The 21,221-nt window shown below is 40.9% G+C and carries 21 protein-coding genes; 10 read left to right on the top strand and 11 right to left on the bottom strand.

Annotation, left to right across the window (positions count from 1 at the left end; all coding sequences use genetic code 11):
- Positions 1-2 precede the first annotated feature (2 nt).
- The 7 genes from HVMH_RS04045 to HVMH_RS04015 form a co-directional block, all read right to left on the bottom strand.
- Positions 3-980, bottom strand: coding sequence for a hypothetical protein (locus HVMH_RS04045; RefSeq protein WP_029908177.1), 978 nt, complete (start codon positions 978-980; stop codon positions 3-5).
- 71 nt (positions 981-1,051) lie between these two features.
- Positions 1,052-1,702, bottom strand: a complete 651-nt coding sequence (gene hybE / locus HVMH_RS04040; RefSeq protein ID WP_029908175.1) for a [NiFe]-hydrogenase assembly chaperone HybE — start codon at positions 1,700-1,702, stop codon at positions 1,052-1,054.
- Complete coding sequence (locus HVMH_RS04035) at positions 1,702-1,941, bottom strand: rubredoxin (protein ID WP_029908173.1); 240 nt, start codon at positions 1,939-1,941, stop codon at positions 1,702-1,704. The genes hybE and HVMH_RS04035 overlap by 1 nt, the downstream gene beginning before the upstream one ends.
- The gene (locus HVMH_RS04030) at positions 1,928-2,797 is read right to left on the bottom strand and encodes a hydrogenase expression/formation protein (protein ID WP_035628763.1); all 870 of its coding nucleotides are present in this window, start codon (positions 2,795-2,797) and stop codon (positions 1,928-1,930) included. The genes HVMH_RS04035 and HVMH_RS04030 overlap by 14 nt, the downstream gene beginning before the upstream one ends.
- 1 nt (position 2,798) lies before the next feature.
- Positions 2,799-3,209: a thioredoxin domain-containing protein gene (locus tag HVMH_RS04025; protein ID WP_029908168.1), complete on the bottom strand. Its 411-nt coding sequence runs from the start codon at positions 3,207-3,209 to the stop codon at positions 2,799-2,801.
- Entirely contained in the window at positions 3,190-3,522 is a 333-nt protein-coding gene (locus tag HVMH_RS04020; RefSeq protein ID WP_029908166.1) for a HypC/HybG/HupF family hydrogenase formation chaperone, read from the bottom strand. The genes HVMH_RS04025 and HVMH_RS04020 overlap by 20 nt, the downstream gene beginning before the upstream one ends.
- Positions 3,522-4,220 carry a HyaD/HybD family hydrogenase maturation endopeptidase gene (locus HVMH_RS04015; protein WP_035628762.1) on the bottom strand — a complete coding sequence of 233 codons (699 nt, stop codon included), beginning with the start codon at positions 4,218-4,220 and terminating at the stop codon, positions 3,522-3,524. Before HVMH_RS04015 ends, HVMH_RS04020 begins: the two co-directional genes overlap by 1 nt.
- Before the next feature lie 345 nt (positions 4,221-4,565).
- Between HVMH_RS04015 and HVMH_RS04010 the strand changes: the two genes are divergently transcribed.
- The 4 genes from HVMH_RS04010 (at position 4,566) to HVMH_RS03995 (ending at position 9,121) form a co-directional block, all read left to right on the top strand.
- Positions 4,566-5,651, top strand: coding sequence for a hydrogenase small subunit (locus tag HVMH_RS04010; protein WP_029908158.1), 1,086 nt, complete (start codon positions 4,566-4,568; stop codon positions 5,649-5,651).
- 2 nt (positions 5,652-5,653) lie between these two features.
- Positions 5,654-7,489, top strand: coding sequence for a nickel-dependent hydrogenase large subunit (locus HVMH_RS04005; RefSeq protein ID WP_029908155.1), 1,836 nt, complete (start codon positions 5,654-5,656; stop codon positions 7,487-7,489).
- Between the two features lie 65 nt (positions 7,490-7,554).
- Complete coding sequence (cybH, locus tag HVMH_RS04000) at positions 7,555-8,241, top strand: Ni/Fe-hydrogenase, b-type cytochrome subunit (RefSeq protein ID WP_029908151.1); 687 nt, start codon at positions 7,555-7,557, stop codon at positions 8,239-8,241.
- Between the two features lie 238 nt (positions 8,242-8,479).
- Entirely contained in the window at positions 8,480-9,121 is a 642-nt protein-coding gene (locus HVMH_RS03995; RefSeq protein ID WP_232087811.1) for an elongation factor-1 alpha, read from the top strand.
- Positions 9,122-10,353: 1,232 nt separating this feature from the next.
- Here HVMH_RS03995 and HVMH_RS03990 read toward each other — a convergent pair.
- Entirely contained in the window at positions 10,354-10,554 is a 201-nt protein-coding gene (locus tag HVMH_RS03990) for a YeeE/YedE thiosulfate transporter family protein (RefSeq protein ID WP_269473363.1), read from the bottom strand.
- Positions 10,555-10,698: 144 nt separating this feature from the next.
- Between HVMH_RS03990 and HVMH_RS03985 the strand changes: the two genes are divergently transcribed.
- Positions 10,699-11,861 (top strand): IS3 family transposase gene (locus HVMH_RS03985; RefSeq protein ID WP_155988733.1). Its coding sequence is split into 2 segments (ribosomal slippage): positions 10,699-10,963 and positions 10,963-11,861, totalling 1,164 coding nucleotides; the frame shifts between segments, so codons are not numbered across the junction.
- On the opposite strand, the gene HVMH_RS03980 is transcribed toward HVMH_RS03985, so the two are convergent.
- Together HVMH_RS03980 and HVMH_RS03975 are read right to left on the bottom strand one after the other, a co-directional pair.
- Positions 11,815-12,150, bottom strand: coding sequence for a HypC/HybG/HupF family hydrogenase formation chaperone (locus HVMH_RS03980; protein WP_051682465.1), 336 nt, complete (start codon positions 12,148-12,150; stop codon positions 11,815-11,817). The genes HVMH_RS03985 and HVMH_RS03980 overlap by 47 nt on opposite strands.
- On the bottom strand, positions 12,150-12,848 hold the full coding sequence (locus HVMH_RS03975) for a HyaD/HybD family hydrogenase maturation endopeptidase (RefSeq protein WP_035628762.1): 699 nt from the start codon (positions 12,846-12,848) through the stop codon (positions 12,150-12,152). The genes HVMH_RS03980 and HVMH_RS03975 overlap by 1 nt, the downstream gene beginning before the upstream one ends.
- A 345-nt stretch (positions 12,849-13,193) precedes the next feature.
- Here HVMH_RS03975 and HVMH_RS03970 point away from each other — a divergent pair, with 345 nt between their 5' ends.
- The 4 genes from HVMH_RS03970 to HVMH_RS03955 all read left to right on the top strand — a co-directional run bounded on the left by HVMH_RS03970 (position 13,194) and on the right by HVMH_RS03955 (position 17,749).
- Positions 13,194-14,279, top strand: a complete 1,086-nt coding sequence (locus HVMH_RS03970; RefSeq protein WP_029908158.1) for a hydrogenase small subunit — start codon at positions 13,194-13,196, stop codon at positions 14,277-14,279.
- Between the two features lie 2 nt (positions 14,280-14,281).
- Positions 14,282-16,117 (top strand): nickel-dependent hydrogenase large subunit, encoded by a 1,836-nt coding sequence (locus HVMH_RS03965; RefSeq protein WP_029908155.1) that lies wholly within the window; start codon positions 14,282-14,284, stop codon positions 16,115-16,117.
- A gap of 65 nt (positions 16,118-16,182) precedes the next feature.
- Entirely contained in the window at positions 16,183-16,869 is a 687-nt protein-coding gene (cybH, locus tag HVMH_RS03960; RefSeq protein WP_029908151.1) for a Ni/Fe-hydrogenase, b-type cytochrome subunit, read from the top strand.
- A gap of 238 nt (positions 16,870-17,107) precedes the next feature.
- Complete coding sequence (locus HVMH_RS03955; RefSeq protein ID WP_232087811.1) at positions 17,108-17,749, top strand: elongation factor-1 alpha; 642 nt, start codon at positions 17,108-17,110, stop codon at positions 17,747-17,749.
- Between the two features lie 1,232 nt (positions 17,750-18,981).
- Here HVMH_RS03955 and HVMH_RS03950 read toward each other — a convergent pair.
- Entirely contained in the window at positions 18,982-20,193 is a 1,212-nt protein-coding gene (locus HVMH_RS03950; protein ID WP_029908145.1) for a YeeE/YedE thiosulfate transporter family protein, read from the bottom strand.
- Positions 20,194-20,292: 99 nt separating this feature from the next.
- On the opposite strand from HVMH_RS03950, the gene HVMH_RS03945 reads away from it, so the two are divergent.
- The gene (locus tag HVMH_RS03945; protein WP_051623193.1) at positions 20,293-21,186 is read left to right on the top strand and encodes a LysR substrate-binding domain-containing protein; all 894 of its coding nucleotides are present in this window, start codon (positions 20,293-20,295) and stop codon (positions 21,184-21,186) included.
- Positions 21,187-21,221 lie beyond the last annotated feature (35 nt).

The following is a 21,221-nucleotide window of genomic DNA, read 5'->3' as shown; positions in this document are numbered from 1 at the left end:
ACTTACACAACGAATCTAACCGGAACGCAGGGATCTATCACTTGAGCGTACAAGGATGCACACTCTGCCCAACGCACACTGTCGGAGACCTGATTTGAAAGTCCTTTCAATAACTTTTTAGCTACTCCTTCAGGATGAAAATTCCATTCTGTCGGTGCACAAATTGCATAATCCATTACTCTATCCGACTCTACATGTGCCAAGTGGTAAAGACGCCCTCGGGCAGTCTCAACCCAACTCTGACAGATAGTTCCAGATTGATTTACACCAAAAACAGGCGGGTTACATTCTTTTTTATCACTACCGAGAGATTGCCAAAATACGGCAGAATCCAACCACTTGGCACGAACTCGGTCAACCAATGGCAAACCAGTTCTGAAATTCTCCCATTCACTATGAATCTCAACCCTCGAAAGGACACTATTTTCATAAACCTTTCCATGATTAACCGGAAATTCGACCCAACGTTTCCAATCACAACATTCAATATCAATCAACCCGTTACGCCCCTCATTATTCAGTGAACAATGCAAACCAGAAGGCAACTCCAAGGTCTCACGAGAACCAGAGCTCTCTTCCATCGTCAGTAAAAATTCCATCATTTTTTCAGCCAAAGAGCCTGGCATCACCATCGCACAAGAAAGTCTACTCAGGTCTAAACCTAATTGCTTGTAAGAATCAGCAATCGGATCAATTAACAAAACTCCATTTTCAAACTTATTCTTCCATTGTCCAACACCTTGCAATAGGTGACCAGCTTCGACAGCATTGCACAGTTGCAATTGACTCAGTAATTGCACCAGCGTTAAATAATGCTCCCTCAGAATTTCAATAGTTACCGCCTCTTGCAGATCCACTAAAGGCAGAGATTCCAAAGGCAATAATGCCAGTTTCGAAGCAAAAGTCTGTGCTTGGCCGCATAATTGGTAAGCCAGGCCGACAAATTGAATTACTAACTGCGGCTTCTTATCTACACACATTTCCTGCAAACGGAAAGGCCGCCTCGACCTTACACTTAAGGGTACTTTCTGGATATCAACTGAACCCTGCATTAGGGACTATCTTTTGCATCGTCAAGCGATGTATTCAAACCAAACAACTTACGTCGAGAAATTGCAGAAGGCTTATTTTCGCCAATAGGTTTAACATTACGTCCAACCTTCCGAATACCTTGCTTATCTTTCTCTGTTTGTGGCTTAAACAAATCTAACTCCTTAGCGGCAGAGTCAAACACAAGCCTAAAACAATGATCGGCTAAAGATAAAGCAACCTCCTGATTTTCAATCACTGTGGTATCAGAAACCAAAGAACAGGTATAAAAATAACCAATATCTGCCTCATAATTAACAATAAATTCGTATTTCCCAGAAGGAAACTTGAGATGAAGGCTCTCTCCTACCCCAACCCCATACAATTGATGATGACAATCCACCCCTTGTTCATCAACAACCTTAAAAATCAGATTAACAAACCAAGGCGACACTATAGACCCAATAAACGTATTGGCACGAATTTCTTTAACGTTAACAACACGGACTGCCAAATTCCGGTTCACAATCGGAAGATCTTTCATACTTACCTGATACACCTTCTCAAAATAGCATTCAACGTTTTTCACCCATTGTTTTACGTCAAAGGTATTTGTAGATGCCGTGTGAATTGTTTGAGGGACAGTTTTTGCCTGGTTTTGAGCTTTAACCATTAAGAACTCTCATTAGTAATAACCATAAATTGTTCTTTATCACCGTCGCAATTAGGGCAGCGCCATTCGGAAGGCAAATGCGCAAACGCTGTTCCTGGTAGAACTTGCCAGAAGTCATCACCGATTGCCGGATCATAAACATACCAACAAATTTTGCACTCCATTTTGGTATTCTCATCAATCTGAGAATTATCTCCCAAATAGGAACCTTCAAACCCTTTCTCGCTATTGCGTGACACGGACTGACTCCAACATTTCAACAATTCGATCGTAACCGTCTTCTATATCATCCAGAGAGGCTTGTGTAACAATTGGTACATCAATGACTTCAAGCGTATTCAGGATCAACTTGTCTTCAGAATTGAAATACTGAACCCACCAAACATTCTTCAATCTAGTCGAAGTGACTCGACAACTTCCATAACCTCGACTCAAGAAAACAACTGGCCCCTCACCTAGAGCGCTCACCAAAAACTCTAAATCTTCTGGTGATTGTGGCAAAAGGGTTAGATTGACAACATGAGCAGCATCTCCAAGAGAGTATTCTTTAGATTTCTCATTCAATTCTGCTAGCAAAGATGGGGCATTGATAATACCTTCCGGAAGAGTATCTGGGAGACTTATAGAGCTTTCCGCATCCTCAAATGTATATTTTGAAACAATTTCAGGCACCCAACCAATTTCAATTGCTTGAAATGGTTGGCCCGCATGTCTACCAGCTATACGCCAAACACCAGCTAGAACGGTTTCCTGAATCCTATACTCGTCAGATCGAGGATTACAAATTATGCAAACCTCTCCTTCTCCAAAAAATCGGTTAATAAAATCAAGATTTTCTCTCGTCAAACTTCCCAGATCTAGCAACACTTGCTCACCTGTTTCTGCAACGTTCTTTAGAGAAACTATGACTTCTTCAATCACTTTTTCAGCCTGAGGATAATTATGCAAACTATCATCCATTATCACTGGCGCATGAAACACGCTCATATCATTTGGCATCGGCATATAATCCAGAACCATGCCATCTTCGCTATCTGGCTGACTCCCCGGACCGACAACAGATACCGGAATGCTTAACTCTCTATAATCTGACATCTCATTTAACCTCTATACCAATACCAATTGAAGGTGCAAACGTTGGCGACTTATCCAAAATTTTCGGAATATCTTCCATATAATCAGACCAATCCTGAATTCTAGTTATCATGTCAACATATCTTCCGCTCTTTAAGAAAACCAAAGCCGGCCACATCGTAATTCCATATTCTTGTGCTAACCTACTTTCACTTTCTTCATCAACTACTCCAACAGAAAAAACACCACAAAATGCCTTGGCCAACTCTGGAACAACAACGATTAAATCATTTGCTTCTTGGTAACGTTTTGGATCACCAATGAAGGCAACCATACTAACCGGTTTTGAGTCGACAAAGTCGCGGTAATTCTCCAAGTTCAAACGCACCAACGCCTGATCTTCGATAATTTTATTAATTAATGTTCTTGACATTTTTTTCTCCTGCTTCATCTTTTAAGAAATCTGGTAACTCGGGCTCCCTGTTAATCAAATCAGCAAAGAAGACATCCACATCCCCACCTTCGAGTGCAGCAGCCATCGCTCTTCTTGCTCGTAGAACTTGATCCAAAACATCTGTTTCAATCACCTCTCTTGCTACCCCCTGAAACACCAACACCCAAGTACCCATCAACTGATTGCCGACCAGCGACATGTCCACCTCCTGCTCTCGTCCTTCTTCTTCATTGCAACAATGAGCAATCAAATCATTGCAGGACAAAATCTCCATGGGAACACCTATGCACATCACTCATTCCTTTCAAATAATTTACGACCATCTACAGGAACAGACTTAACATTACTAATTCCCTCATAAAGAGGGGTATCACGCAGACTGTAATTCTTGTCAGCCAGCACTCTTTCATCACCAACTCTTCTTGCTATCCATTCCGGTGGGCGCTCACTTTCATACTTAGCTTTATTCAATTCCTTTGCAACAAGACCTTCTTCACTTCCCTTCTTACCTCTATGCTCATATTCCACTCCCCATTTTTTTAAAAAGCGCAGCGCAATCTCCACACAAGGAACTATCTGCTCATCAACCTCAGGCGTTAACGAACCGCCAAAATCATCTAATAATCGGGGTTGAACACCAATCAATGCAAGTTGGCTCGGATACCTCCCCATTAACTTTGCTGTAGACAAAACTTCTTGAAACCCCGTCTGATGTAAACTCATTTTCTTACAGCCCATAAAATTCGGAATAGCATCATTACGAATAACACGCTTTTCTCCTGGATACATACCGTAATCAATTGCATCAAAAATAATCAGATTATCAGCCTCCTGAACATGGTGAGCTAAATATATCCCCTGAGTACCACCATCCATTAGCTCAACAGAGTCATCAAAAGAATACTCCGCATCCATATACTCAATACAGCGAATACCAAATCCTTCATCGGCCCATAGTAAATTACCGATACCTAAAACTAAAGTTTTCATTTTCATTCCAAATAGATAATTAAGTTTCCGTTTTTTTTAAAATAGTACTCTTTTCCTTCAATTAAAAAAATCAAAAAAACTTATGGCCATTTCAAAAAACTTATAGCTCTTTCAAAAAAAAACGGAAACTTTGTTTTCGAAAAAATAAATATACGAAAAGTTTGTTTTCAAAAAACAAGAAATGGAATCTTAAAAAATCACCATTACCTATTGAAATATATGTATTTTTATCAACTTGGCACTAGGCGCGCTTAGAGCAACAAGAACATAAGTACATGCACTTTGGCTTACGCCCTTTTTAGTACTTAATCTATTTCAAGTTAAAAAATAAAAACGAGGATTGCTATGTCATCTCAAGTTGAAACGTTCTATGAAGTCATGCGGCGCCAAGGAATTACGCGTCGCAGCTTTTTGAAATACTGTAGCCTTACTGCGGCTGCATTAGGGCTTAGTCCTGCTTATGCGAACAAAATTGCTCATGCGATGGAAACAAAGCCTCGCACGCCTGTTATCTGGTTGCATGGTTTGGAATGTACGTGTTGTTCAGAATCCTTTATTCGTTCTGCTCACCCACTAGCAAAAGACGTAGTGTTATCCATGATCTCTCTGGATTATGACGACACCCTCATGGCAGCCTCTGGACATGCAGCGGAAGCGATTCTTGATGAAATTAAAGAAAAATATAAAGGAAACTATATTCTTGCGGTAGAAGGGAACCCTCCGCTTAATCAGGATGGAATGTCCTGCATTATCGGTGGCCGCCCTTTTTCCGAACAATTAAAACGCATGGCCGATGATGCAAAAGCTATCATTTCATGGGGTTCTTGCGCGTCATGGGGATGCGTACAGGCAGCAAAACCAAACCCTACGCAGGCCACGCCAGTACATAAATTTCTTGGCGGCGGGTATGACAAACCGATTATCAAAGTGCCTGGGTGTCCTCCAATTGCTGAAGTCATGACTGGCGTCATTACCTATATGCTAACCTTTGATCGCATCCCTGAGCTGGACCGACAAGGTCGTCCTAAAATGTTCTACTCACAACGTATTCATGATAAATGCTACCGCCGCCCTCACTTTGATGCCGGTCAATTTGTAGAAGAGTGGGATGACGAAGGTGCTCGTAAAGGTTACTGTTTATACAAAGTTGGATGCAAAGGCCCAACAACTTATAACGCCTGCTCAACCGTCCGTTGGAATGGAGGAACTTCCTTCCCGATTCAATCTGGTCATGGCTGTATCGGCTGTTCTGAAGATGGGTTCTGGGACAAAGGATCCTTCTACTCACGCGATACAGAGATGAACGCATTTGGCATTGAAGCAACGGCAGACGATATTGGTAAAACCGCCATCGGTGTTGTCGGTGCAGCAGTAGTCGCTCATGCAGCGATAAGTGCTGTAAAAGCGGCTCAAAAGAAAGGAGATAAATAATAATGAGCGTATTAAACACACCAAACCACTATAAGATGGACAACTCCGGTCGTCGAGTAGTCATTGATCCTGTTACTCGTATCGAAGGCCACATGCGTTGTGAAGTCAACGTTGATGAAAACAATGTCATCCAAAATGCCGTATCCACAGGCACTATGTGGCGAGGCCTTGAGGTTATTCTTCGCGGACGCGACCCTCGTGACGCATGGGCATTTGTAGAACGCATATGTGGTGTCTGCACTGGCTGCCATGCTTTGGCATCAGTTCGAGCGGTTGAGGATGCTCTAGATATCAAAATTCCGCACAATGCCACTTTAATTCGCGAAATTATGGCCAAAACACTTCAAATTCATGACCATATTGTGCATTTCTACCATTTACATGCTCTAGACTGGGTCAATCCAGTAAATGCTTTGAAGGCAGATCCTCAGGCAACCTCTGAACTACAAAAACTAGTCTCACCGCATCACCCAATGTCTAGCCCTGGCTACTTCAAAGACATTCAAATCAGAATCCAAAAGTTCGTAGATTCTGGGCAACTCGGAATCTTCAAGAATGGTTATTGGAGTAACCCCGCCTATAAATTATCTCCCGAAGCAGATCTTATGGCTGTTACCCACTATCTTGAAGCTCTGGACTTCCAAAAAGAAATCGTCAAAATCCATGCGATATTCGGTGGTAAAAACCCTCACCCTAACTATATGGTTGGAGGTGTGCCTTGTGCAATAAACATCGATGGAGATATGGCCGCGGGTGCCCCTATAAACATGGAGCGTTTAAACTTTGTCAAATCACTTATAGAACAAGGGCGAACCTTTAACACCAATGTCTATGTACCCGACGTTATAGCTATCGCAGCTTTCTATCGCGACTGGCTATATGGTGGAGGGCTATCCGCGACAAACGTTATGGATTATGGCGCATACCCTAAAACTCCATATGATAAATCTACAGATCAACTACCTGGAGGTGCAATCATTAATGGAGATTGGGGGAAAATTCATCCAGTTGACCCTAGAGATCCTGAGCAGGTTCAAGAATTTGTCACTCATTCTTGGTACAAATACCCAGACGAAACAAAAGGACTTCATCCATGGGATGGTATTACAGAGCCAAACTATGAACTAGGATCTAAAACAAAAGGGTCGAGAACAAACATCATCGAAATCGACGAATCTGCAAAATATTCCTGGATCAAATCCCCGCGCTGGAGGGGGCATGCTGTCGAAGTAGGGCCACTTGCACGCTATATACTTGCCTATGCCCAAGGCGTTGAATACGTTAAGACTCAGGTTCACACAAGCCTAAATAGGTTTAACGCTGTATGTCGTTTGCTAGACCCAAACCATAAAGACATCACCGACCTGAAAGCTTTCCTTGGATCAACAATCGGCCGAACTCTTGCTCGTGCTCTTGAATCAGAGTATTGCGGAGACATGATGCTAGATGACTTCAACCAATTGATCAGCAACATTAAAAACGGTGATAGCAGTACGGCTAATACAGACAAGTGGGATCCTTCGAGCTGGCCTGAACATGCCAAAGGTGTGGGAACAGTTGCAGCTCCTCGCGGTGCTCTGGCGCACTGGATTGTTATTGAGAAAGGAAAGATCAAAAACTACCAGTGTGTTGTGCCAACAACTTGGAATGGCTCTCCTCGTGACCCTAAAGGAAATATAGGAGCTTTTGAAGCATCTCTTATGGGAACTCCAATGGAACGCCCAGATGAACCGGTCGAAGTACTTCGTACCCTTCACAGTTTTGATCCGTGCTTAGCGTGTTCAACGCATGTTATGAGTGAAGAAGGCGAAGAAATGGCGACCGTCAAGGTTCGATAACTACAAAAAGTGTGCATCCGCACTACCTGTGAATGCACACACTTTAATAAAATAGGAGAACTCAAATGAGTGATGCCAATTTAACGGGTGTAGACAAAGTTTATGTGTATGAAGCCCCTATACGACTCTGGCACTGGATAAATATGTTGGCCATTATTGTACTTGGAATAACTGGCTATTTAATAGGCAATCCTTTACCAACGATGAGCGGCGAAGCATCAGATCACTACCTGATGGGAACTATTCGTTTTCTACATTTCAGTGCGGCCTATATTTTTGCAATTGGTTTTGCAGGTCGAATTTATTGGGCTTTTGTAGGGAATCATCACGCTCGTGAACTGTTTTATGTACCAATCTGGCGTGCCTCATGGCGTAAAGGATTTATTGACGAATTAAAATGGTATCTATTTCTAAAAAAAGAACCTGGCAAGCATGAAGGTCATAACCCTATGGCACAACTTGCAATGTTTAGTATGTTTGTCCTTGGCTCCATTTTAATGATCTTTACTGGGTTTGCACTTTATGGAGAGGGAACAGGCCCTGGAAGTTGGGCAAATCAGTTGTTTGGATGGGTAATACCACTTTTTGGTCAAAGCCAAGATGTCCATTCGTGGCACCGACTTGGTCTATGGATTATCGTTGTTTTTGTAATTGCCCATGTATATGTCGCAATCCGCGAAGATATTATGTCTCGCCAATCAATGGTTAGCACAATGATTAGCGGATGGCGTTTCTTTAAAGATAAACGATAAAACACCCACATATCGTTACGATTTTACGTTTGACTCGAGTGCTCCTCGGTCTTTGAACATTCTTGGTTTAAAAAGCCAGGATGTTCTTTTTTTATATATTAAATCACAAGGTATTCAACCAATGAATAGTAATTGTTCTTCGCTTAACCTCACTAATATATCTATTCCAGTTAAAGCATTGTTCACAGGATATTTGATGGTAACATGCCTAGGCCTTTTAATGGCGGGGGTACAGATTATGTTAACTCATGGTATGGCTGACGGAAAGTTTGGCTTATCAGTGAATGATATTGTTTACAGTTATTACGGAAACCGTACAGGTTCAACGCTAGAAGCAAAACTCAACGGCTCAATGAAAATGAATGCGCCACCGGAGGCTCGTTTTACTTTGATTCAATGGGCGCGTGACGGTGCCCCAAAGTCTCAGTGGGAACCGAAAATCAAGCCAATAGTCGACAAGTATTGTGCTAAGTGTCATGGTGTGATTCCTGGTATTCCTGACATTCCGAAGTACGATGTCATTAAATTATTTGCAAAAGTTGATCATGGTGCTACGGAAACCTCTATGGTACGTGTCGCGCATATCCATTTGTTTGGGATTTCATTTATTTTCTTCTTTGTTGGGCTGATTTTCTCCATGTCTGTCAGCTGGAACCGGTGGGTGAAAGGAACTCTTATCTTCATTCCATTTGCGTTTTTGGTGATAGATGTGGCTTCTTGGTGGTTGACCAAGAGCAACCCTGAATATGCATGGCTTGTAATCATTGGTGGTTTTGGGTATAGCTTGGCTTCTTCGATTATGATTTTTACTTCGCTGTATCAAATGTGGATTATGCCGTGGATAGGCAAAAAGTCTGACATAAACACTTGGCAAGGCTAGAATTTTTTAGTTAATAAAATTCAATAATAATTAAAAATATCAACTCCCCCCTCTTACTTGCATAGAATATTCCTATCATTCCTCCTTTTGGCCCGGAAATTAATCAAGTCCGGGTCCTTTTTGATCGTATTAAGCGTTTGAAGCAGCAGCTATTGTTTTAGAGAACTACTCCAATCAAAGGTTGTAATTAGAATTATTACTACAACAACTAATATCATTCCAGAGAAAGAAGTGACTAAGATCTGGAGTTTTATCGGCATTATCCGGACATTATTTTGGATACATCATCTATTCTGGATTAATCTATATTGCTTTCAAATTGTTTTTTTAGGCAACGTCTATTCAGATAACTGCTTCTAACACGCAATCCCAAATGGCTGAGTATTTTGTTTAGACAGACAAACTGATACTGCAGGAAACAACACTATGTGTTTAACGTCAGAATTATCCAATCGATCTATATAGGAAGATTTTTAAAAACACTGGCTGGACTCTACCATGCAACTCCAGGATAACCATTCAAGACCGTCTCTTTCTCTCAACTTTTAGACTTATAACGCAATTAAAACGACAGCAAAAACTATATAAACTAAAGCAGGACATATAAAAACACTTAAGTCAATTACATTCGGGTTTTACGTGGATTTTCTATTCTCACAACTAGCTCTCTCAAGCAATACTAAGTGTGTTTACCCCCGATATTCGCGGCGAGGGAGATCTAAATAACAATTGTTCTATCGGTAAGAAGCAGCGAAAATTCTGATTATAATAAGAATGAAATCAATTTAGGATTTGGTTACTGAACTGGAAATTTCTTCCAAATGTAGGAAGCACATTATCAATTTACCGCTTCCACTTATTCAAACGAACTCAGAAAATAGAGAGCTCCACAACTTCAACATACTCTTTAAAGCAATGAAGAAGAGTATTACCCCTTCTTCAAATACAGTTGCTATGCGATATAAAAATACAGATAAACCGATTAAAAATCGTTTCGAATATAATAATCTCTAAGACTTTAAGAAGTAGAAGCTTAGCCTAGAATTTTTGGAAGGATTGGAAATTTGAAGCACTACTCTGCGTATTTTCTGTATTAAACAAGTCCATCACAAATAGCGCAACTAGATTGCAGATTGAGTATAAGTTTTAAATTTACACAAAGCGATACAACTTATCAAACACTTTACTCTCCAGCTCCCCAACATTGAGAAAACATAATCAACTTTTAAATTTCAAGCCCTGACTCGCTTAAAGTTGTTCATAATAAAGAGTGTCAAAGTCATTCCCAGCAAGGCTGAAACTAACCATAGCCAACCATGTAAACTTCCGGAAATGATTCCACTAAAAAAACCACCTACATTGCAGCCAAAAGCTATCACTGAACCATATCCCATCATGCCGCCTGTAAATGTTGCAAACAATATACGCTTCACAATCTCATAATTGCTACATGCTGGAGTTAAATTGGCGCTCGACAGATGATGATGTTCTCTCCTAGAGACTAATGTTTGAACTGGTCTAATGGAAACGGACACTTCAATGAGAGACAATAGATGTTGTCGAATCTAGGAGTGGTTATGAATCAGAAGCGAGTTTATAAAACTTACACCAAAGAATTTAAACAAGAAGCGGTCGCGCTTGTCACTGAACAAGGTTATAGCGTTGCTGAAGCGGCGCAAGCGCTAGGCGTTAATCCAAACTTGCTTTACAAGTGGAAAGACAAGCTTGAAGCGCAAACCAATGGTGCGGCCTTAAGCGATAATGAGCGTGAAGAACTCAAAAAGCTGCGAGCTGAAAACAAGCGGCTTCGAATGGAAAAAGACATTTTAAAAAAGGCCTCAGCCTTCTTCGCCCGAGAAATGCACTAGGATTTGAGTTTATCCATACGTTGGCGCAAGAAGGCTACTCGGTTAAATTAAGCTGTAAGGTGATGAGTTTTAGCCGCTCCGGCTATTACGATTGGATCAAGCGTCCCAAGGCTATTATTACCGAAGAACAACTGCGACTGTATCGGCGAGCTAAAGCCCTTTTTATAGCCAGTCGAAACAGTCTCGGTTCACGAGAACTGATGAAGCGATTACGTAAAGAAGGCTTTAAGGTTGGGCGCCACAAAGTCATCAAGTTAATGGAAATCTTAAACCTAAAGGTTGAACAGCGTGTTGCATTCAAAGTCACCACAAAACGGGACCCAAGCCACGCTGTGGCAGATAACCTTGTGAACATGGACTTTAACCCCACAGGCATGAATCAAGTGTGGGCCGGTGATATCACCTATTTAAAAACCGCACAGGGTTGGCTATACCTGAGCGTGGTGATGGACTTGTACTCACGCCGGATTATCGGTTGGTCAATCAGCCCGCGCATGACCACCGAACTCGTGCTTGAGTCGCTCAAGCAAGCCTACTGGCTTAGAAAGCCGCCCAAAGGGGTGATCTTCCATAGTGATCGTGGATCACAATACACCAGTGACGCATTTAGAGCGCAGCTGAAACAATTCAAAATCCGAGCCTCAATGGGCGATGTTGGCGCGTGTTGGGATAATGCCGTGGTTGAAAGGTTCTTTGGCAGTTTAAAGCATGACTGGCTGCTCAAAGTACATCAACCTAACCATGAGCATATGATTGACGATGTGAAAGCGTATATGCGTTATTACAACTTAGAAAGGCTTCATACAAGCAATGGTGACATGAGTCCTATTGAATATGAAAATTATAAACGTGATGTGTCCGAAATTGCTTGACCAGTACAGGTAACTCGGGCTCCCTGTTAATCAAATCAGCAAAGAAGACATCCACATCCCCACCTTCGAGTGCAGCAGCCATCGCTCTTCTTGCTCGTAGAACTTGATCCAAAACATCTGTTTCAATCACCTCTCTTGCTACCCCCTGAAACACCAACACCCAAGTACCCATCAACTGATTGCCGACCAGCGACATGTCCACCTCCTGCTCTCGTCCTTCTTCTTCATTGCAACAATGAGCAATCAAATCATTGCAGGACAAAATCTCCATGGGAACACCTATGCACATCACTCATTCCTTTCAAATAATTTACGACCATCTACAGGAACAGACTTAACATTACTAATTCCCTCATAAAGAGGGGTATCACGCAGACTGTAATTCTTGTCAGCCAGCACTCTTTCATCACCAACTCTTCTTGCTATCCATTCCGGTGGGCGCTCACTTTCATACTTAGCTTTATTCAATTCCTTTGCAACAAGACCTTCTTCACTTCCCTTCTTACCTCTATGCTCATATTCCACTCCCCATTTTTTTAAAAAGCGCAGCGCAATCTCCACACAAGGAACTATCTGCTCATCAACCTCAGGCGTTAACGAACCGCCAAAATCATCTAATAATCGGGGTTGAACACCAATCAATGCAAGTTGGCTCGGATACCTCCCCATTAACTTTGCTGTAGACAAAACTTCTTGAAACCCCGTCTGATGTAAACTCATTTTCTTACAGCCCATAAAATTCGGAATAGCATCATTACGAATAACACGCTTTTCTCCTGGATACATACCGTAATCAATTGCATCAAAAATAATCAGATTATCAGCCTCCTGAACATGGTGAGCTAAATATATCCCCTGAGTACCACCATCCATTAGCTCAACAGAGTCATCAAAAGAATACTCCGCATCCATATACTCAATACAGCGAATACCAAATCCTTCATCGGCCCATAGTAAATTACCGATACCTAAAACTAAAGTTTTCATTTTCATTCCAAATAGATAATTAAGTTTCCGTTTTTTTTAAAATAGTACTCTTTTCCTTCAATTAAAAAAATCAAAAAAACTTATGGCCATTTCAAAAAACTTATAGCTCTTTCAAAAAAAAACGGAAACTTTGTTTTCGAAAAAATAAATATACGAAAAGTTTGTTTTCAAAAAACAAGAAATGGAATCTTAAAAAATCACCATTACCTATTGAAATATATGTATTTTTATCAACTTGGCACTAGGCGCGCTTAGAGCAACAAGAACATAAGTACATGCACTTTGGCTTACGCCCTTTTTAGTACTTAATCTATTTCAAGTTAAAAAATAAAAACGAGGATTGCTATGTCATCTCAAGTTGAAACGTTCTATGAAGTCATGCGGCGCCAAGGAATTACGCGTCGCAGCTTTTTGAAATACTGTAGCCTTACTGCGGCTGCATTAGGGCTTAGTCCTGCTTATGCGAACAAAATTGCTCATGCGATGGAAACAAAGCCTCGCACGCCTGTTATCTGGTTGCATGGTTTGGAATGTACGTGTTGTTCAGAATCCTTTATTCGTTCTGCTCACCCACTAGCAAAAGACGTAGTGTTATCCATGATCTCTCTGGATTATGACGACACCCTCATGGCAGCCTCTGGACATGCAGCGGAAGCGATTCTTGATGAAATTAAAGAAAAATATAAAGGAAACTATATTCTTGCGGTAGAAGGGAACCCTCCGCTTAATCAGGATGGAATGTCCTGCATTATCGGTGGCCGCCCTTTTTCCGAACAATTAAAACGCATGGCCGATGATGCAAAAGCTATCATTTCATGGGGTTCTTGCGCGTCATGGGGATGCGTACAGGCAGCAAAACCAAACCCTACGCAGGCCACGCCAGTACATAAATTTCTTGGCGGCGGGTATGACAAACCGATTATCAAAGTGCCTGGGTGTCCTCCAATTGCTGAAGTCATGACTGGCGTCATTACCTATATGCTAACCTTTGATCGCATCCCTGAGCTGGACCGACAAGGTCGTCCTAAAATGTTCTACTCACAACGTATTCATGATAAATGCTACCGCCGCCCTCACTTTGATGCCGGTCAATTTGTAGAAGAGTGGGATGACGAAGGTGCTCGTAAAGGTTACTGTTTATACAAAGTTGGATGCAAAGGCCCAACAACTTATAACGCCTGCTCAACCGTCCGTTGGAATGGAGGAACTTCCTTCCCGATTCAATCTGGTCATGGCTGTATCGGCTGTTCTGAAGATGGGTTCTGGGACAAAGGATCCTTCTACTCACGCGATACAGAGATGAACGCATTTGGCATTGAAGCAACGGCAGACGATATTGGTAAAACCGCCATCGGTGTTGTCGGTGCAGCAGTAGTCGCTCATGCAGCGATAAGTGCTGTAAAAGCGGCTCAAAAGAAAGGAGATAAATAATAATGAGCGTATTAAACACACCAAACCACTATAAGATGGACAACTCCGGTCGTCGAGTAGTCATTGATCCTGTTACTCGTATCGAAGGCCACATGCGTTGTGAAGTCAACGTTGATGAAAACAATGTCATCCAAAATGCCGTATCCACAGGCACTATGTGGCGAGGCCTTGAGGTTATTCTTCGCGGACGCGACCCTCGTGACGCATGGGCATTTGTAGAACGCATATGTGGTGTCTGCACTGGCTGCCATGCTTTGGCATCAGTTCGAGCGGTTGAGGATGCTCTAGATATCAAAATTCCGCACAATGCCACTTTAATTCGCGAAATTATGGCCAAAACACTTCAAATTCATGACCATATTGTGCATTTCTACCATTTACATGCTCTAGACTGGGTCAATCCAGTAAATGCTTTGAAGGCAGATCCTCAGGCAACCTCTGAACTACAAAAACTAGTCTCACCGCATCACCCAATGTCTAGCCCTGGCTACTTCAAAGACATTCAAATCAGAATCCAAAAGTTCGTAGATTCTGGGCAACTCGGAATCTTCAAGAATGGTTATTGGAGTAACCCCGCCTATAAATTATCTCCCGAAGCAGATCTTATGGCTGTTACCCACTATCTTGAAGCTCTGGACTTCCAAAAAGAAATCGTCAAAATCCATGCGATATTCGGTGGTAAAAACCCTCACCCTAACTATATGGTTGGAGGTGTGCCTTGTGCAATAAACATCGATGGAGATATGGCCGCGGGTGCCCCTATAAACATGGAGCGTTTAAACTTTGTCAAATCACTTATAGAACAAGGGCGAACCTTTAACACCAATGTCTATGTACCCGACGTTATAGCTATCGCAGCTTTCTATCGCGACTGGCTATATGGTGGAGGGCTATCCGCGACAAACGTTATGGATTATGGCGCATACCCTAAAACTCCATATGATAAATCTACAGATCAACTACCTGGAGGTGCAATCATTAATGGAGATTGGGGGAAAATTCATCCAGTTGACCCTAGAGATCCTGAGCAGGTTCAAGAATTTGTCACTCATTCTTGGTACAAATACCCAGACGAAACAAAAGGACTTCATCCATGGGATGGTATTACAGAGCCAAACTATGAACTAGGATCTAAAACAAAAGGGTCGAGAACAAACATCATCGAAATCGACGAATCTGCAAAATATTCCTGGATCAAATCCCCGCGCTGGAGGGGGCATGCTGTCGAAGTAGGGCCACTTGCACGCTATATACTTGCCTATGCCCAAGGCGTTGAATACGTTAAGACTCAGGTTCACACAAGCCTAAATAGGTTTAACGCTGTATGTCGTTTGCTAGACCCAAACCATAAAGACATCACCGACCTGAAAGCTTTCCTTGGATCAACAATCGGCCGAACTCTTGCTCGTGCTCTTGAATCAGAGTATTGCGGAGACATGATGCTAGATGACTTCAACCAATTGATCAGCAACATTAAAAACGGTGATAGCAGTACGGCTAATACAGACAAGTGGGATCCTTCGAGCTGGCCTGAACATGCCAAAGGTGTGGGAACAGTTGCAGCTCCTCGCGGTGCTCTGGCGCACTGGATTGTTATTGAGAAAGGAAAGATCAAAAACTACCAGTGTGTTGTGCCAACAACTTGGAATGGCTCTCCTCGTGACCCTAAAGGAAATATAGGAGCTTTTGAAGCATCTCTTATGGGAACTCCAATGGAACGCCCAGATGAACCGGTCGAAGTACTTCGTACCCTTCACAGTTTTGATCCGTGCTTAGCGTGTTCAACGCATGTTATGAGTGAAGAAGGCGAAGAAATGGCGACCGTCAAGGTTCGATAACTACAAAAAGTGTGCATCCGCACTACCTGTGAATGCACACACTTTAATAAAATAGGAGAACTCAAATGAGTGATGCCAATTTAACGGGTGTAGACAAAGTTTATGTGTATGAAGCCCCTATACGACTCTGGCACTGGATAAATATGTTGGCCATTATTGTACTTGGAATAACTGGCTATTTAATAGGCAATCCTTTACCAACGATGAGCGGCGAAGCATCAGATCACTACCTGATGGGAACTATTCGTTTTCTACATTTCAGTGCGGCCTATATTTTTGCAATTGGTTTTGCAGGTCGAATTTATTGGGCTTTTGTAGGGAATCATCACGCTCGTGAACTGTTTTATGTACCAATCTGGCGTGCCTCATGGCGTAAAGGATTTATTGACGAATTAAAATGGTATCTATTTCTAAAAAAAGAACCTGGCAAGCATGAAGGTCATAACCCTATGGCACAACTTGCAATGTTTAGTATGTTTGTCCTTGGCTCCATTTTAATGATCTTTACTGGGTTTGCACTTTATGGAGAGGGAACAGGCCCTGGAAGTTGGGCAAATCAGTTGTTTGGATGGGTAATACCACTTTTTGGTCAAAGCCAAGATGTCCATTCGTGGCACCGACTTGGTCTATGGATTATCGTTGTTTTTGTAATTGCCCATGTATATGTCGCAATCCGCGAAGATATTATGTCTCGCCAATCAATGGTTAGCACAATGATTAGCGGATGGCGTTTCTTTAAAGATAAACGATAAAACACCCACATATCGTTACGATTTTACGTTTGACTCGAGTGCTCCTCGGTCTTTGAACATTCTTGGTTTAAAAAGCCAGGATGTTCTTTTTTTATATATTAAATCACAAGGTATTCAACCAATGAATAGTAATTGTTCTTCGCTTAACCTCACTAATATATCTATTCCAGTTAAAGCATTGTTCACAGGATATTTGATGGTAACATGCCTAGGCCTTTTAATGGCGGGGGTACAGATTATGTTAACTCATGGTATGGCTGACGGAAAGTTTGGCTTATCAGTGAATGATATTGTTTACAGTTATTACGGAAACCGTACAGGTTCAACGCTAGAAGCAAAACTCAACGGCTCAATGAAAATGAATGCGCCACCGGAGGCTCGTTTTACTTTGATTCAATGGGCGCGTGACGGTGCCCCAAAGTCTCAGTGGGAACCGAAAATCAAGCCAATAGTCGACAAGTATTGTGCTAAGTGTCATGGTGTGATTCCTGGTATTCCTGACATTCCGAAGTACGATGTCATTAAATTATTTGCAAAAGTTGATCATGGTGCTACGGAAACCTCTATGGTACGTGTCGCGCATATCCATTTGTTTGGGATTTCATTTATTTTCTTCTTTGTTGGGCTGATTTTCTCCATGTCTGTCAGCTGGAACCGGTGGGTGAAAGGAACTCTTATCTTCATTCCATTTGCGTTTTTGGTGATAGATGTGGCTTCTTGGTGGTTGACCAAGAGCAACCCTGAATATGCATGGCTTGTAATCATTGGTGGTTTTGGGTATAGCTTGGCTTCTTCGATTATGATTTTTACTTCGCTGTATCAAATGTGGATTATGCCGTGGATAGGCAAAAAGTCTGACATAAACACTTGGCAAGGCTAGAATTTTTTAGTTAATAAAATTCAATAATAATTAAAAATATCAACTCCCCCCTCTTACTTGCATAGAATATTCCTATCATTCCTCCTTTTGGCCCGGAAATTAATCAAGTCCGGGTCCTTTTTGATCGTATTAAGCGTTTGAAGCAGCAGCTATTGTTTTAGAGAACTACTCCAATCAAAGGTTGTAATTAGAATTATTACTACAACAACTAATATCATTCCAGAGAAAGAAGTGACTAAGATCTGGAGTTTTATCGGCATTATCCGGACATTATTTTGGATACATCATCTATTCTGGATTAATCTATATTGCTTTCAAATTGTTTTTTTAGGCAACGTCTATTCAGATAACTGCTTCTAACACGCAATCCCAAATGGCTGAGTATTTTGTTTAGACAGACAAACTGATACTGCAGGAAACAACACTATGTGTTTAACGTCAGAATTATCCAATCGATCTATATAGGAAGATTTTTAAAAACACTGGCTGGACTCTACCATGCAACTCCAGGATAACCATTCAAGACCGTCTCTTTCTCTCAACTTTTAGACTTATAACGCAATTAAAACGACAGCAAAAACTATATAAACTAAAGCAGGACATATAAAAACACTTAAGTCAATTACATTCGGGTTTTACGTGGATTTTCTATTCTCACAACTAGCTCTCTCAAGCAATACTAAGTGTGTTTACCCCCGATATTCGCGGCGAGGGAGATCTAAATAACAATTGTTCTATCGGTAAGAAGCAGCGAAAATTCTGATTATAATAAGAATGAAATCAATTTAGGATTTGGTTACTGAACTGGAAATTTCTTCCAAATGTAGGAAGCACATTATCAATTTACCGCTTCCACTTATTCAAACGAACTCAGAAAATAGAGAGCTCCACAACTTCAACATACTCTTTAAAGCAATGAAGAAGAGTATTACCCCTTCTTCAAATACAGTTGCTATGCGATATAAAAATACAGATAAACCGATTAAAAATCGTTTCGAATATAATAATCTCTAAGACTTTAAGAAGTAGAAGCTTAGCCTAGAATTTTTGGAAGGATTGGAAATTTGAAGCACTACTCTGCGTATTTTCTGTATTAAACAAGTCCATCACAAATAGCGCAACTAGATTGCAGATTGAGTATAAGTTTTAAATTTACACAAAGCGATACAACTTATCAAACACTTTACTCTCCAGCTCCCCAACATTGAGAAAACATAATCAACTTTTAAATTTCAAGCCCTGACTCGCTTAAAGTTGTTCATAATAAAGAGTGTCAAAGTCATTCCCAGCAAGGCTGAAACTAACCATAGCCAACCATGTAAACTTCCGGAAATGATTCCACTAAAAAAACCACCTACATTGCAGCCAAAAGCTATCACTGAACCATATCCCATCATGCCGCCTGTAAATGTTGCAAACAATATACGCTTCACAATCTCATAATTGCTACATGCTGGAGTTAAATTGGCGCTCGACAGATGATGATGTTCTCTCCTAGAGACTAATGTTTGTCCCAAAAAAGCTAAAGATACACCGATGACCATCCCTAAACTTGTCAAAACTATTGAGTCATCCAAAACCCTTTTGGACAAAGAACTTTCATTTTGTGAACTAAACTCCCAAAATTCCCAGTCAATAGGTAAAGATAACTCTTGGATTCCAATAATACCTAATTTAGGAAATATCCAGCTTATAGCCCATGGGTGATGACTCACCAATAAAATTATATAGTTCAGAATAACCACTAGAGTTGCCGCTAGAAGTAAGGGAGAAGAAACTACGCCTCTCTCTCCTTTAAACACCAGTAGTTCAATATATTCATAACGACTTGCTTCCCATTTCAATAATAAACGATACAAAACAAATATGACGAGTAAATGTAAACATAAGCCCAAATACCAAGGAATGTCGGTAGCTACCGAAAACGGTTCTAACGAAGGCAACTCTAGCCAAAATCCCATTTGTGAGGCTGCCAAAGTTCCTCCAATAATCATCCACAAGAATACATAATAAAATAACCAATCAAATGATCCCATCTTCTTTAAAGTACCAGAAGAACAACTCCCCATTAGAGCCATGCCAGAGCCAAAAATAAATGCTCCAATAAACACATTTATACCCAATGGACGTACTGCTCCAGCAATGTTATAACCAAATTCAGGGAAAAGAGATAGTGAAGGGAAAAATAACGCGCCGCCTACTGCAAGAAGAACAAGATGAGACCTCATACCTAATGTTTTTCTGTCAAGAATTGCATGTTTCCAAAAACCCGCAAAACCAAAACTAAAATAATAAAAAACGATTCCCAATGCCACCCCTGATAATAACAACCACACATTTCCAACTGACACTAAAAGCCACACCAAAAAACCTACAAAAAATAACGTTGTAGCGTATATCTTGCTTTTCGAAATTCCTACGTATTGACAAACTGTAAACAACATTTATAAACTCCAAAAAATGATTTATAAGTCATTCTACACATTGCAATGTATTAAATTAAATGATATTAATTGAACTTTATATCTAAATTGGAGATATCAATGACTCTTACACAAATTAAATTACTCATTGAACTCAATAAAACCAACTTAAATTTATCACTCGCATCTCAAAACCTTCATATAGTGCAGTCTGCAGGCAGCAGGCAGCTTAAGCTTCTTGAAGACGAGTTAGGGTTTCCTATATTTGTCCGCCATTCAAAAAAACTAGTATCCTTTACATTGGATGGAGAAAAAATTCTTGAGCAAGCAAAAATTATTTGCATGGCACAGAAGAATATTCAAACAGTAAGCGAAGCCTGTAAAAATCCGCATAAAGGATGTATTAGACTTGGCACCACTCACACTCAGGCTCGTTACGTTCTCCCGCGAGTATTATCGATTTTCAAGCAAACACATCCTGATACAAAATTTCATATTGAAGAAAGCTCTCCAGAAAACTTATATAACATGCTTAAAAAAGATATTATTGATATAGCAATTTGTTCTGAAGTTTTAGCCGACAAAGAGGAGTTAGAGGCTCTTAGTGGCTATAAATGGTCTCATTTATTAATAGCCCCCCACAAGCACCCTGTTTGGAACACGGATTTAAGTCTAGAAAAACTATTGAATTTTCCAATTCTTTCTTACAGAAAAGGCTTTAGCCATAGTGATAAGGTTGCATGCGCTTTAAAGGCATTAAACCCTCAATTTCAATTTGAAATCGTTGCTTCTGACGCTGATGTTATCAAAACATATGTACGTCAAGGATTTGGAATAGGAATCGTTGCGCAAATGGCGTTTGAAGACAGTGATAAGATCGATTTAAGATCTCATTTTTTAACAAAGGAGCTCGGATTTTCCACAGCATTTTGCGCCTCCTTAAAAAAACGCATTTTAGCTCCTTACCAACAGGCTTTAGTAGATTCATTTCTAAGCGTACAATTGAACCAATAAGCAAAATTAGCTAGGGCCACACACGCCTACCCTTA

Source organism: Hydrogenovibrio marinus, assembly GCF_013340845.1.
In the GTDB taxonomy this organism is placed as follows: domain Bacteria; phylum Pseudomonadota; class Gammaproteobacteria; order Thiomicrospirales; family Thiomicrospiraceae; genus Hydrogenovibrio; species Hydrogenovibrio marinus.
The sequence above is the reverse complement of the archived record's forward strand: the minus strand, read 5'-3'. Positions and strand labels throughout refer to the sequence as shown.

Bases quoted from the DNA above. Each gene is read 5' to 3' on its own strand.
- HVMH_RS04045 (WP_029908177.1), bottom strand. From the start codon at position 980: ATGTGTGTAGATAAGAAGCCGCAGTTAGTAATTCAATTTGTCGGCCTG.
- hybE (WP_029908175.1), bottom strand. From the start codon at position 1,702: ATGGTTAAAGCTCAAAACCAGGCAAAAACTGTCCCTCAAACAATTCAC.
- HVMH_RS04030 (WP_035628763.1), bottom strand. From the start codon at position 2,797: ATGTCAGATTATAGAGAGTTAAGCATTCCGGTATCTGTTGTCGGTCCG.
- HVMH_RS04025 (WP_029908168.1), bottom strand. From the start codon at position 3,209: ATGTCAAGAACATTAATTAATAAAATTATCGAAGATCAGGCGTTGGTG.
- HVMH_RS04020 (WP_029908166.1), bottom strand. From the start codon at position 3,522: ATGTGCATAGGTGTTCCCATGGAGATTTTGTCCTGCAATGATTTGATT.
- HVMH_RS04015 (WP_035628762.1), bottom strand. From the start codon at position 4,220: ATGAAAACTTTAGTTTTAGGTATCGGTAATTTACTATGGGCCGATGAA.
- HVMH_RS04010 (WP_029908158.1), top strand. From the start codon at position 4,566: ATGTCATCTCAAGTTGAAACGTTCTATGAAGTCATGCGGCGCCAAGGA.
- HVMH_RS04005 (WP_029908155.1), top strand. From the start codon at position 5,654: ATGAGCGTATTAAACACACCAAACCACTATAAGATGGACAACTCCGGT.
- cybH (WP_029908151.1), top strand. From the start codon at position 7,555: ATGAGTGATGCCAATTTAACGGGTGTAGACAAAGTTTATGTGTATGAA.
- HVMH_RS03995 (WP_232087811.1), top strand. From the start codon at position 8,480: ATGTTAACTCATGGTATGGCTGACGGAAAGTTTGGCTTATCAGTGAAT.
- HVMH_RS03980 (WP_051682465.1), bottom strand. From the start codon at position 12,150: ATGTGCATAGGTGTTCCCATGGAGATTTTGTCCTGCAATGATTTGATT.
- HVMH_RS03975 (WP_035628762.1), bottom strand. From the start codon at position 12,848: ATGAAAACTTTAGTTTTAGGTATCGGTAATTTACTATGGGCCGATGAA.
- HVMH_RS03970 (WP_029908158.1), top strand. From the start codon at position 13,194: ATGTCATCTCAAGTTGAAACGTTCTATGAAGTCATGCGGCGCCAAGGA.
- HVMH_RS03965 (WP_029908155.1), top strand. From the start codon at position 14,282: ATGAGCGTATTAAACACACCAAACCACTATAAGATGGACAACTCCGGT.
- cybH (WP_029908151.1), top strand. From the start codon at position 16,183: ATGAGTGATGCCAATTTAACGGGTGTAGACAAAGTTTATGTGTATGAA.
- HVMH_RS03955 (WP_232087811.1), top strand. From the start codon at position 17,108: ATGTTAACTCATGGTATGGCTGACGGAAAGTTTGGCTTATCAGTGAAT.
- HVMH_RS03950 (WP_029908145.1), bottom strand. From the start codon at position 20,193: ATGTTGTTTACAGTTTGTCAATACGTAGGAATTTCGAAAAGCAAGATA.
- HVMH_RS03945 (WP_051623193.1), top strand. From the start codon at position 20,293: ATGACTCTTACACAAATTAAATTACTCATTGAACTCAATAAAACCAAC.